The sequence below is a fragment of the Corynebacterium lowii genome, from assembly GCF_001412085.1.
GTDB classification, from domain to species: domain Bacteria; phylum Actinomycetota; class Actinomycetes; order Mycobacteriales; family Mycobacteriaceae; genus Corynebacterium; species Corynebacterium lowii.
Genome location: NZ_LKEV01000003.1, coordinates 129,862 through 141,297, shown reverse-complemented (window position 1 = coordinate 141,297; position 11,436 = coordinate 129,862). Strand labels below are relative to the sequence as shown.

Sequence of the window (11,436 nt, the reverse complement as noted above, 5' to 3'; positions counted from 1 at the left end):
CCTTGGGGAACCCACGGGCGCATTCACCCGTGGAGCATCTTTAACGATCAGAAAGGATCGTCGCCATGATCGGCACTCTTCTCTCCTCGGCTCTCGCCGGGTTGCTTTCCCTGTCCCCCTTCCTCTCCCCCGCCGATCACATCCCCGGCATTGACGGTGGCTACATCGGCTCCGAGGGTTCTAACTCCGTTTCCGCCGATGAGAACGCACCTCAAAACGGCGATCAGGAAGATGTGGACCCCGGCTTCTTCATCCACGGCGGTGAGCTCGCCGTCAAGCGCGCCATCTTTGAAGAGGAGCAGACCGCGGGCCACAAGCTGGTTTCCGTGGAGTTCATCGGCAATGATTCCGCCATCTTGCAGCAGGCGGAGTCCTTCAACCATGACACCGATTCCGAGGCTCTGGATCGAATCTTGGACGTGCTCAAGATCAACGGTTACACCCACGTGAGCATGCTGGCTGTTCCCCCGGTGATTGAGGGCGAGTAAGGTAGTAGAAAGCGGCGGGCCGCCCGGCCCGCCTTTTCTTTGCCGCACCACATACCCCCTCCGGGTATAGAGGAGAAGAGAAGAATGCGAACCTACACCATCACCGGCATGAGCTGCGCACACTGCGAAAACGCCGTGCGCGAGGAACTCTCCAAGATCCCCGGCCTCACCATCAAAGAAATCAGCGCCACCACCGGCACCCTCGTGGTGGAATCCGAGCAACCGCTTGACGACGCCACCGTGCTCGCCGCCGTGGCCGAGGCCGGCTACGAGGCCAGTCGAGACACCTCGGTGTAGGCCCGAGCGGCTTCCACGAGGCTGGCCTCGGCGGGAATCTCGGGAAAGAGATCCACGGCATCATCGGCGGGGCTGACCTCGTGAATGAGGGTGCGCACCTCGCGGTCACCCACCCCGAGCCCCAGCCGCATTCCGCTATCCAGGAGTTCCCCCAGGGCGTCGATCTGCGCGGTGCCACGAATAGCCCCGTGGGAGAGCAAAACCGTGGATACCTGGCTGCGCCGGATGGCCCGCCACGGCGGCCGCTGACCGCGCAGCCCCAGCAGGGTTTCCGCCTCAATGGAATCAAAAACGCTGTGCAGGCGCGCGCCCAATTTCTCCTGCGCGATGGGGGCGATCTGCTCAAAATCGTGGCTCCCGCGCAATCCACCCGCAGCGATTTGAGCCAGCAGCGGCTCATCCACCTGCACCAGCACCCGCGCCTCGAAGCGCCGCGCAATCTCGGCCGCCTGCTCGGTAGCCGCCTCAATGAAGGCTTCGGTGAGGTCGCGCAGCGCCCCGGAATCGGTAAGCGCGCGGTGCCCGCGCGGGGTCTCTAGTCCCGCCGCCAGGCTCCACGGCCCCACCAATTGCACCTTGACCTGCGGGGGCACAATCATCCCCTTGCTATCCGTCCAGGTCTCCTGGCAGCAATCGAGGTCGCGCAGCCACCTATCTCGCAGCCGCAGGTTACCGGGGCGCAGCACCCAGCCGCGCGGGCCGCGATCCACGGGGATACCGGGCAGGAGCGCGGCCGTGAGCCCCAGGGGGTCAGAATCAATGCCGCGTTGCGGCAGCTGAGGCAGGTGAACGAGGTCCCCGGTCTCTCCCAGCACCATCGCGGCGGCCTCGCTCATGGAGGTACCCGGTAGCGGGCCCAGTCCGTAGGCCCTCACCAGCGCTGCGTCCCGCAGATCGTGCCGGAACCCAGCACAATATCCCCCGCAGCATCGGGGAGGTAGAGCACCGCCGCCTGGCCGCGGGCCACGCCGGAAAGCGGCTCCGCCAGGTCCAGGCGCATGGTATCCGCGGCGCGGTCGATGTGCGCCACGCAATCCACCACGCCGCCGTGGGCGCGCACCTGCACCTGGCAGTCCACCTCGCCGTCCATGCCGGGGTGCAGGTACTTGAGGCGGTCGGCCTCGATCACGCCCACGCTTAAGTCCTCGCGGGAGCCCACCGTCACCGTGCCGGAGGCGGCGTCAATATCGGTGACGTAGCGGGGGCGGCCGTCGGCAGCCGGGTTCTTAATGTCCAGCCCCTTGCGCTGTCCGATGGTAAAGCCGTACACTCCCTCGTGCTCGCGCAGCTCATTGCCCTGCGTATCCACGATCATGCCGGGGCGCATGCCGATGTGGGAGCCCAAAAAGGCCGTGGTGTTGCCGTCCGGGATGAAGCAGATGTCATAGGAATCCGGCTTGGAGGCCGTGGAGAAGCCGTGAGCGGCGGCCTCCTGGCGAATCTCCGGTTTTTCCGTATCGCCCACCGGGAACATGCAATGTTCGATCTCGTGGGCACCCAAAACTCCCAACACATAGGACTGATCCTTGCGCGGGTCAATGGCGCGGCGCAGGTAACCGTCCTCAGTGATCCGGGCATAGTGGCCGGTAACCACGGCGTCGAAACCCAGGGCAATACCGCGTTCCAGCAGGGCGGCGAACTTGATCTTCTCGTTGCAGCGCAGGCAGGGGTTGGGGGTTTCCCCACGGGCATAGGAATCCACGAAGTCCTCCACCACGTCTTGCTTAAAGCGGTCGGAGAAGTCCCATACATAAAAGGGAATGCCGAGCTTATCGCATACCCGGCGCGCATCGGCGGAATCTTCCAGGGAGCAACAGCCCCGCGAGGATTCCCGCACCGTTTGTGGGTCCTGGGATAGCGCCAGGTGCACCCCCACTACCTCGTGTCCCTGTTCCAAGGCCCGCGCGGCGGCCACGGAGGAATCCACCCCTCCGCTCATCGCGGCCAATACCCGCATAACCCCGTGCCCCTTTCCCTATATCTGTGTGCGCACGGTGCGTGCGCGATTCGTCGATAGTGTAACGCTACCTTCTAGGATGGACCGCATGGCCCGCCAGCAGCAGCCCGCCCCGCAGGAGGGGACCTACGAGATTGACACCGGCACCGCCGCGCTCCAGCGTGACGACGCCGCCGGAGACTCCTGGTTATTGCTGGTCAACGACGCTATATCCAGCCACGTTGCCATCGGCCAGCCGCGCCTGCTGCACTTTGATTACATGCGCTGGATCGCCGCCGCCGTGGAGCACGCCGTGGCGGATCACCTCGATCCTCAGCGCCTGCGCATCACCCATCTGGGTGGGGCGGCGTGTACCCTGGCGCGCTACTTTGCCGCCGTCTATCCGCGCTCGCGCAATACGGTGGTGGAGATCGACGCTGCCTTGGCCACCCATGTGCGCCGATGGTTCGACATTCCGCGCGCACCCCAGGTGAAAATCCGCGTGGGAGAGGCCCGCGCCGTCACCGATACCTTCGTGGAGAACTCCCGCGATGTCATTATCCGCGATGTGTTCTCCGGCAGTACTACCCCTCGGAGCTTAAGTACCGTGGAGTTTTATCAACGCTGTTCCCAGGCGCTCAGCCCGGAGGGCCTGCTGGTGCTCAATTGCGCCACCCGCGCCGATCTGGCCGAGGCACGTGCCGAGATCGCCGGGCTGCGCGAGGCCTTTGCACACGTGGAAGCCATCGCTGACCCCGCCATGCTCAAGGGCAAGCGCTATGGCAACGTCATTCTCACCGCCAGCCACGCCGCCACCCCTGATCGCCCCGGCTTGCACCGTCGGCTCTTGGGTGGGGCCGCCCCCGCCCAATCCCGCGATAGTGCCTGGACTGCGCGGCTTGCCTCGGGAACCCGCCCGCGCCACGATTACCCCCGTGGGCAGGTGGCCGGGCGGTAAAACGGAAAGCCGGTGTTAATCTGAACCGAACATTATCTGCCTGTGAGGAGTTTCTCCATGCACGCCACTGGTCATTCAGATACGGCTTCTTCTCTCTCCCCCATCGTCGCCCCACTATCGGGCAGGGTCATTGCCATGAGCGAGGTTCCCGACCCCGTTTTCGCCAAGGGCAACCTCGGGGCGGGCTTTGGCATCAGCGACACCCCTGGCGGGGAGGTCTACGCCCCCGTCTCCGGCACCATCACCATGATCGCCAAGACCCGTCACGCCCTGGGAATCCGCACCGAGGCGGGCCTCGATGTGCTCCTCCACCTGGGTATTGACACCGTGGAGCTCGGCGGCAGCCCCTTTGACATCGCGGTCGCCAAGGGAGACACGGTAGAGCGCGGGCAGGTTATCGCCCACATGGACGCCGCCGCCATCACCGAAGCCGGAAAGAGCACCACGACCATCGTGGCCGTGACCAACTCCGCCACCGCTCTCAGCAGCCTCGATGTGCGCACCGGGGTGGCACGCGGCGGTGAGAAGGTGGCCTATCCCAAGCCGGTCACCACCGGTGCTGCCGACGCCCCGGCGACTTCCGCGCAGGAATCCACTCAGGAGGCGCCCCAGGGGGCAGCCGCCCTCATCGCGGCCGTCGGTGGCGCCGAGAACATCCGTAGCGTCACCCACTGCATTACTCGTCTGCGCTTCTACCTCAGCGATGAAACCGTGCCCCAGGACGATGCGGTGCGCGAACTCGATGGGGTTATCGACGTGATCCGCGCCGGGGGCCAGTACCAAATTGTGATCGGCCCCGGAGTGGAGGACGTCTACGACGAGGTAGTAAACGAGCTGGGCGATCGGGCTGCGGGCGGCGAGGTACCCGCCGAGGCGGAGGCGCGCCCCCGCCCCACCACGCTACGGGGCTGGATAGGGCACGGTTTCTCCTCGCTCATCGGGGTGATTACCGGCTCCATGATTCCCGTGATCGGCCTGCTGGCGGCCTCGGGCATCATCAAGGGAATCCTCGCCCTGCTCACCAACTACAACGTGGTGACCAAAACCTCGGATACCTTCTTGGTCATTAACGCGCTCAGCGATGCCGTGTTCTTCTTCCTGCCCATCTTCGTGGGCTTTACTGCCGCCAAGAGGCTGGGGGCAGATCCCATCATCGTGGCAATTATCGGCGGTGTGCTCACCCACCCGGACATGGTGAAGCTCGCTGACCAGGAGGGCAGCCGCAGTTTGCTGAGCATGTCCATCAACGCGGACTTCTTTGGCCTGCCCTATCACATGGCCAGCTATAGCTACAGCATTTTCCCCATCATCGTGGCCGCCTGGCTGGCCTCGGTGATCGAGCCCTGGTTGAAGAAGATCATTCCCGCCACCGTGCGCATGATCTTCCTCCCCCTGGTAGAGGTCGTGGTGGTCTCCCTGGCGATCCTGCTGGTACTCGGCCCCGCCGTAACCTTCCTTTCCACCGGCATCGCCAACGGTATTCAGGCCCTCTACGATCTCTCCCCCTCCGTTTACGGGTTGCTCATCGGCGGCTTCTATCAAACCCTGGTGATCTTTGGCCTGCACTGGGCCGTGATCCCGCTGGTGGCCCAGGATATTGCGCTGACCGGGCAGTCTCCCCTCAACGCCATCATCTCCGCCACGATGGTGGCCCAGGGCGGGGCGGTGCTGGCGGTCTTTGTGAAGTCCCGAATCCTCAAGATCAAGGAACTCTCCGGCTCCGCCGCCATCGCCGCCTTCTGCGGTATCACCGAGCCCGCCATGTACGGCATCAACCTCAAGTACGGCCGTATCTTCCTCATGGCCTCCATCGGCGGCGCCTGCGGTGGACTGCTCACCGGCCTGTTCAACGTGAATATGTGGGGCTTTACCGGCTCGCTCATCGGCTTTACCTCCTTTATCAACCCCGATGGCCTGGACTTTAGCTTCTGGGGCTTCTGGATTGCCTCGGGCACCGCGGCCACCGTGGCCTTCGTGCTCACCTATCTCTTCGGCTTCAAGGATTCCGACGTCGAGCAGGGCCGCGAGGTCAAGAAGGTTCGCCTCGGCCGCCGCGAACCAGTGCAGCGCTAAACCACATGCGCACGAGCCTGGCCGCCTCGGAGCCGCTGAGCTGCGGCAGGTAACACTGGGAGACGGCGAGGGCCACCGAGGGCAGCGCTAGTTCATCGCGGCACACCACGAACCAGGGATTGTGCTCCGGGTGGAACTTATACTTCGAGGCCGCCAGTGAACGGAACCCGTAGAAGGGTTCCATCGAGGCCCCCATGCGATCGAGCGCCTGGTCGAGGAAACCCTCGGCCGGGGTGCTGCGCGCCAGGGGCGCACCGGAGAGCGAGATCCAGGAAAGCCCCTCCTCGGCGGCGTCGATAAGCGCCTGGGAGAGCAGGAACTCGATGGCAGAACGAAAGCCCGTGGTATCGCGGCGCATAAAGTCCAGGGTGATACCCACCAATTTCCCGTGCTCATACACCGGCAGCCAACTGGTCACCGCATGGAGACGCCCCTGCTCATCGTGAGCCACCAGCAAGCGCGTGCCGGGCGCGGAAAGTTCCCCCAGCGTGCCTAGGGTAAAGCCCATCTCCGGCAGTGCCTTATCCGCCAGCCACTCCTCGGAAAGCTCCGCGATGTGCTGGTGGAGCAGCACCCCCGCTTCCTCCCAGGTAGTCCACTGGGCGTGTATTCCCTCTTTTTGCGCCCTATTGCGCGCGGTGCGCACGTTTTGGAACTTCTTGCCCTTGAACTCTACTTGCTGCGTGGAGAGCACCGACTCCTCCGCCACGTGAATACGCTGATAACCAGGGCGAGTATCGGCAAAGGATTCCCGCACGGAGTACCAGGCCACCGTCCAGCCCTGGCTGACGGCGAAGGCCTCGAAGCCCTCCGCCAGCCCCGCGCTGCCCACCGGTTCCCCCACCGTCACCGCCACCCCGCGATGCACCCGGCAGGCCACGTATCCCTCCACGCCCTCGTGCTCACCGAACCAATAGCGATTCCCCTCCCACAAGGTCATGGCCTGGAGGTGATCGCCGTGGGTGAGCAGGGCGCGGGCCCGCTGCCGGTCCTGGTCCACTCGCTCATCGGGAACGCTCATCAGCAGGCGATACAGCATGACCGCCACGATCAATCCGAAGAGCGTGCCCACCCATTCATAGAGCAACCAGGCCGCCGGGTGCTCCGGCACCAGGTTTAACGGGAATAGCGGCGCCAGCACCGAGGGCACGTAACGCAGCGGTAATTCCTCCACCGCCAGCGTCAGGGGTATGCCCATCGCCACCGCCCCGCCCAGCCACAGAGCCACGCTCAGGGCGAAGCCACCGAATACCACGCCCAAAAAGCGCCGCACGCGCTGCGGGGAAACGGTCACGCGGAAATGCCGGCGGGTGTACAGCAACACCGCGATGCCGCACAGCCAGGGCAGTATCACCGCGGAAAGATTCACCGCATAGGCCGCGGAAATCTCATAGCGTTCCGTGGCAAATACCTTGGTGCACAGCACCGCGATGGTCCCTATCTGCGCCACGAGGGCCAACCACCAGGCGGCGCGGCGCCCCTTGAGCAACCCCGCCAAGATCACCACTTGGAGCAACAACGGTACGAGATTAGCCACCGAGGGCCCCACCCCCGATTGCTGCGCCAGCACCACCGCCTCGCGGCACTGCTGGGTATCCCACTGGCCCTGGCACAGCAATCCCGTCTCATATCCCGCCCGGGTGGGCAGCCAAAATAGAGAGCCCACCGAGGCCAGGGGGCTAGCGGAATGGGGATTGGTGCTGGCTACGAGCGGCCCAAAGGACACCGCAGCCAAAAAGGTGCTCACCAGAACCCGCACCTCCTGCACCGAACCGAAGTACAGGCGCGGGCGGCCATGACACACCGTGCCCGCCACCAGGCCCAGAACCGTGCTGCAAAGCCCCACCACATCGGAGATGCTGCCGGAGAAGAGGGCCAGCGTGGCGCACAAGGCCACCAGCCATACCGCTATGCGACGCCGCCACAGCAGCGGCATGGTGGTACTCGCAAAGGCCGCCGTGCCGAAGAGCCACGAAACCGGAGAGAGCAGGGAGGCGTGGAGGAGATCGCTGCCCCAGCGATTAAAACCCGTTTCCTCCAACGCGCGGGCCAACAAAACTCCGCTAAGCGCCGCGCCCAGGTGCATGAGCGCGGCCACCATCATCGTCTTGACCGTTCCCAGCGCGTGTTCGGCGGGAATGATGAGAGCCAACACCGCCATCGAGGCCAGCACGAGCCCCAGCGTGGAACCGGAGGTCAGCCCCGAGGTAAGCAACTGCCATTGGTCAATCTCATAGGGCATCTGCACCGCCAGTACCTCTCGGGGCACCAGAAGGTGCAGCGCCCACATGAGAGCCAGCGCGCCGAGGGAAAAGGGAGCCCGGCGCGCCATTCGCGCCGCCGCGGTACCACAGGAAGCCAGAGAACTCATTGCACTGCCCACTCGAAGGTCTCCTCCAATGCCACGCGCCACACCTCAAAGGAGTGTCCGCCCGGAACAGTTAACATCTGCGTATCCATGCCCGCGGCGCGAGCGAGATCGTTGAGGTGGTCAAGAGCCTCAACGGATTCCGTATCGCCCTCGCCGGCCACAAAGCGGCCCCGAATACCGGGATACTGCCGCTGCGCTAATAGATCGGCCGGATTATTAGCGGCGAAGGCCGCCTCATCCCCGCCAAAGAAGCGCTCCACGGTCTCTTCATGGTCGCCCACGGTGGGTTCGGCCTGGCCAGAGAAATCGAGGAAAGTGCCATAGGCCTGCGGATGGGTGGTTATCACCTGAAGCGCGCAGGTTCCGCCATAACTCAAGCCGCCGATAACCCACTTCGATTGATCCTCCATCACCCGAAAATGCCCGCGAATCTCGGCGGGAACGTCCTGGGTGAGATACGTCATCACCTTCTGTTCCGGGCCGTCCACGCACACCGGATTGCCGGTAAAAGAACCCGTGGCGTCCACGCTCACGACGATGGGTGAAACTCCCCCATGAGTGGTCTGATAGGCGTCGGCGGTGGCCGAGGCCTCACCGTTATCGAACCACTGCTCCGGGCTGCCGGGATTACCAGCCATGAGCACCATCACCGGGAGGGTTTCTCCGCGCCAATAGGCCGGCGGCACATAGGCCACGGCGGGGCGCGGATGGAAACCCGTTCCGGGAAGATCCACCGTCACCAGGGCACCTGCCTCCCGCCCCTCTAATTCCGGAGCCTGGTGACTCGCCTGAAACTCCTCATAGGTCATGGGCACCGCTACCGGCTGGGGATCAAAAGAACGCACCGTGGGATACTCCTGGAAGGCGAGATTAAATACGCCAACGGTACCAAAAATAGTTAGCACCACAGAAATGATTACGAGGGGGCGGCGCTGCCATAGCAGGCACAACAGACTAAAAATCACCCCCGCGCCCGCCACATAAATATGCCAATCCACCCGATCCGGGAAAGGCCGCCACCACACCTCTAGCACCAGCCACACCATCACCGTGAGGGCTATCGACGCCCCCGCTATCCGCAGGCGATACCTCCCCCACGCCGCCACAAGCACCCCGCCCAACCAACTAAGCGCGATGACCGCCTGCGCCGTGGTATCGGTGAGCGAAAGGGACCACAACCAATTCATAGAATCTTGTTCTACTCCTGTTACCGCCCCTTCTCAGCACTGGCGCGCTAGGCCATACCGGCCAGGCGCGCCCGGCGCACCACCTCCGGCAATTGGGCCGCCACGTATGCCACGTCCTCGGCGGTGGTGGCGCTGCCCATGCTCAACCGCACGGTTCCTCGCGCCTCGTGTTCTGGGACCCCCATCGCCAAAAGCACCTCCGAGGCCCGATTCACCCCGCTGTGGCAGGCCGAGCCGGTGGCTGCCTCAATACCCAGGGAATCCAAGAGCATGATGAGGCTATCGCCTTCTGCTCCGGGGAAAGAAAGGCTCAGGTATCCGGGCAGGCTCGGCTCGGCGGTATTGACCCGCACGTCCTCGATTTCGCTTATCACGCGCCGCTGTAAATCCTCGCGCAGCGCGCGCAGGCGCGTTTCCTCTTCCGCGCGCTGGGCCAGGGCCTCGCGCAGGGCCGCCGCTGTAGCGGCCGCGGCCGCCACATCATTGGTGCCCGGGCGGATACCGCGCTCCTGGCCGCCGCCAAAGAGCAGCGCCTGGGGGGCCGGGGAGCGGCGCGCCAGCAGCACGCCGATTCCTCTGGGTCCGCCAAACTTATGCGCGCTCCCCGCCAGGGTGGTGGCCCCGAGTTCATGGAAGTTGATCTCGCAGCGCCCCAGGGCCTGAACGGCGTCGATATGCACCGGGGTGCCCACCGCGCTCGCCCTCTTTATGAGCTGGCCGATGGGTTGGATAGCACCGGTCTCATTATTGGCGTACATGCAGGTAGCCACCGCAGCCGGGGTATCCAGGGCGCTTAAATCACGCAGGTGCCCACTCTCGGATACCGGGAGCCATTCCACCTCGGCGCCCTGGCCTTCCAGGTGGCGCACCGTCTCCCGCACGGCGGGGTGTTCCACGGTGCTACACAGCACGCGATTCGAGGAACTAGCCCGGTAGAGCCCCTGCACCGCGATGTTATCGGCCTCCGTGCCCGAGCCCGTGAAGATCACCTCCACCGGATCGGCCCCCAGGAGCCGCGCAATCTCTTCCCTCGCGCTATCGAGTACCCCGCGCGCCGCCCGCCCCGAGCCGTATTGACCGCCGGGATTGAGCGCCGCCGCGTGCTCTACCCACGCCTCCACCGCCACCTGCCGCATAGGGCTGGTGGCGGCGTAATCGAAGTAATGGCTCATCGGCGCCGGGTAATCTCCTCGATGAGCTGGGGCACCACCTCGAAGAGGTCTCCCACCACGCCGAGGTCCGCGATCTGGAAGATCGGCGCGTCCTCGTCGTTATTGACCACCACGATCTTCTTGGCGGTCTGCATGCCGGAGAGGTGCTGGATGGCGCCGGAAATACCCAGGCCGATATAAAGATCGGGAGCCACCGTCACACCGGTCTGCCCGATCTGGTACTGCGCCTCGTAATGGCCCAGGTCCACCGCATCGCGGGTGGCACCCACGGCACAGCCGAGGGCGTCGGCAAGGCGTTCCACGATCTCGGGGAACTGATCGCCCACGCCGCGGCCACCCGCCACCACGATCTTGGCCTGGGTAAGTTCCGGGCGGTCGCCGCGCTGCGCCGGGCTAAAGGAGGTCACCTCCACATCGGTGGCTCCCGCCTGCGAGGCGGGCAGAGTGGTCACGGTACCCGCCGCGGCCTGCGGCACCGCCTCCACGGCACCGGGGCGCAGGGTGTACACCGGGCTGTTTCCGCCCACTGCGGAGCTGACCTGCACGGTATCGCCAAAGATGGACTGGCTGGCGGTGCCATCGGCGTTAATGCCCACCACATCGCGCAGCAAACCGGCGGCCAGGCGAGCGGCCAGGCGCCCGCCGATCTCGTTACCGGAGAGGTTGGCCGCCAGCACGATCGGAGCGGGGGCGGCAGCCGCCAGGGTCTGCACGGCCTCCACCTCGGCCAGCAGCAGGCGCTCGGGAGCGGCCGGGGCCACCGCCACGGTCTGCGCACCGGCCTCCGCCAAGGCGGGAACCAGGGCCTCGGACTCACCGCCCACCAACACGGCGGTGACCTCACCGAAAACGCGGGCGGCGGTGATGAGCTCGGCGGTCACCGGATCCAAAGCCGATCCGTGGTGCTCAACCAAAACATAGGCATTCGTCATGATGATTCTCCTTGATTCTCGG

Annotated in this window: 10 protein-coding genes; 4 read left to right on the top strand and 6 right to left on the bottom strand. The window is 64.9% G+C overall.

Features of this window, described 5'->3' with window-relative positions; all coding sequences use genetic code 11:
- Window positions 1-65: 65 nt before the first annotated feature.
- Together Clow_RS06280 and Clow_RS06275 are read left to right on the top strand one after the other, a co-directional pair.
- Window positions 66-488, top strand: a complete 423-nt coding sequence (locus tag Clow_RS06280) for a hypothetical protein (RefSeq protein ID WP_055177861.1) — start codon at window positions 66-68, stop codon at window positions 486-488.
- Between the two features lie 84 nt (window positions 489-572).
- A complete protein-coding gene (locus tag Clow_RS06275; RefSeq protein WP_055177859.1) occupies window positions 573-785 on the top strand; it encodes a heavy-metal-associated domain-containing protein in 213 nt (70 codons plus the stop codon).
- Here the strand turns inward: Clow_RS06275 and Clow_RS06270 are convergent.
- Together Clow_RS06270 and mnmA are read right to left on the bottom strand one after the other, a co-directional pair.
- Entirely contained in the window at window positions 755-1,660 is a 906-nt protein-coding gene (locus tag Clow_RS06270) for a uroporphyrinogen decarboxylase/cobalamine-independent methonine synthase family protein (protein WP_082418569.1), read from the bottom strand. The genes Clow_RS06275 and Clow_RS06270 overlap by 31 nt on opposite strands.
- Window positions 1,657-2,742, bottom strand: coding sequence for a tRNA 2-thiouridine(34) synthase MnmA (gene mnmA / locus Clow_RS06265; protein WP_055177857.1), 1,086 nt, complete (start codon window positions 2,740-2,742; stop codon window positions 1,657-1,659). Before mnmA ends, Clow_RS06270 begins: the two co-directional genes overlap by 4 nt.
- A gap of 88 nt (window positions 2,743-2,830) precedes the next feature.
- Here mnmA and Clow_RS06260 point away from each other — a divergent pair, with 88 nt between their 5' ends.
- Both Clow_RS06260 and Clow_RS06255 read left to right on the top strand, forming a co-directional pair.
- Window positions 2,831-3,679 (top strand): spermidine synthase, encoded by an 849-nt coding sequence (locus tag Clow_RS06260; RefSeq protein WP_055177855.1) that lies wholly within the window; start codon window positions 2,831-2,833, stop codon window positions 3,677-3,679.
- 57 nt (window positions 3,680-3,736) lie between these two features.
- Complete coding sequence (locus tag Clow_RS06255) at window positions 3,737-5,752, top strand: PTS sugar transporter subunit IIABC (protein ID WP_055177852.1); 2,016 nt, start codon at window positions 3,737-3,739, stop codon at window positions 5,750-5,752.
- On the opposite strand, the gene Clow_RS06250 is transcribed toward Clow_RS06255, so the two are convergent.
- Genes Clow_RS06250 through Clow_RS06235 form a run of 4 tightly spaced genes read right to left on the bottom strand, consistent with a single transcriptional unit; the run spans window position 5,709 to window position 11,414 of the window.
- Window positions 5,709-8,123: a bifunctional lysylphosphatidylglycerol flippase/synthetase MprF gene (locus Clow_RS06250; protein WP_156334700.1), complete on the bottom strand. Its 2,415-nt coding sequence runs from the start codon at window positions 8,121-8,123 to the stop codon at window positions 5,709-5,711. The two genes, Clow_RS06255 and Clow_RS06250, sit on opposite strands and share 44 nt — an antisense overlap.
- Entirely contained in the window at window positions 8,120-9,310 is a 1,191-nt protein-coding gene (locus tag Clow_RS06245; RefSeq protein WP_055177847.1) for an alpha/beta hydrolase, read from the bottom strand. The genes Clow_RS06250 and Clow_RS06245 overlap by 4 nt, the downstream gene beginning before the upstream one ends.
- A 47-nt stretch (window positions 9,311-9,357) precedes the next feature.
- The gene (locus Clow_RS06240; RefSeq protein WP_055177845.1) at window positions 9,358-10,482 is read right to left on the bottom strand and encodes a cysteine desulfurase family protein; all 1,125 of its coding nucleotides are present in this window, start codon (window positions 10,480-10,482) and stop codon (window positions 9,358-9,360) included.
- Window positions 10,479-11,414: an electron transfer flavoprotein subunit alpha/FixB family protein gene (locus Clow_RS06235; protein ID WP_055177843.1), complete on the bottom strand. Its 936-nt coding sequence runs from the start codon at window positions 11,412-11,414 to the stop codon at window positions 10,479-10,481. The genes Clow_RS06240 and Clow_RS06235 overlap by 4 nt, the downstream gene beginning before the upstream one ends.
- Between the last annotated feature and the right edge of the window lie 22 nt (window positions 11,415-11,436).

Bases quoted from the DNA above. Each gene is read 5' to 3' on its own strand.
- Clow_RS06280 (WP_055177861.1), top strand. From the start codon at position 66: ATGATCGGCACTCTTCTCTCCTCGGCTCTCGCCGGGTTGCTTTCCCTG.
- Clow_RS06275 (WP_055177859.1), top strand. From the start codon at position 573: ATGCGAACCTACACCATCACCGGCATGAGCTGCGCACACTGCGAAAAC.
- mnmA (WP_055177857.1), bottom strand. From the start codon at position 2,742: ATGCGGGTATTGGCCGCGATGAGCGGAGGGGTGGATTCCTCCGTGGCC.
- Clow_RS06260 (WP_055177855.1), top strand. From the start codon at position 2,831: ATGGCCCGCCAGCAGCAGCCCGCCCCGCAGGAGGGGACCTACGAGATT.
- Clow_RS06255 (WP_055177852.1), top strand. From the start codon at position 3,737: ATGCACGCCACTGGTCATTCAGATACGGCTTCTTCTCTCTCCCCCATC.
- Clow_RS06250 (WP_156334700.1), bottom strand. From the start codon at position 8,123: ATGAGTTCTCTGGCTTCCTGTGGTACCGCGGCGGCGCGAATGGCGCGC.
- Clow_RS06245 (WP_055177847.1), bottom strand. From the start codon at position 9,310: ATGAATTGGTTGTGGTCCCTTTCGCTCACCGATACCACGGCGCAGGCG.
- Clow_RS06240 (WP_055177845.1), bottom strand. From the start codon at position 10,482: ATGAGCCATTACTTCGATTACGCCGCCACCAGCCCTATGCGGCAGGTG.
- Clow_RS06235 (WP_055177843.1), bottom strand. From the start codon at position 11,414: ATGACGAATGCCTATGTTTTGGTTGAGCACCACGGATCGGCTTTGGAT.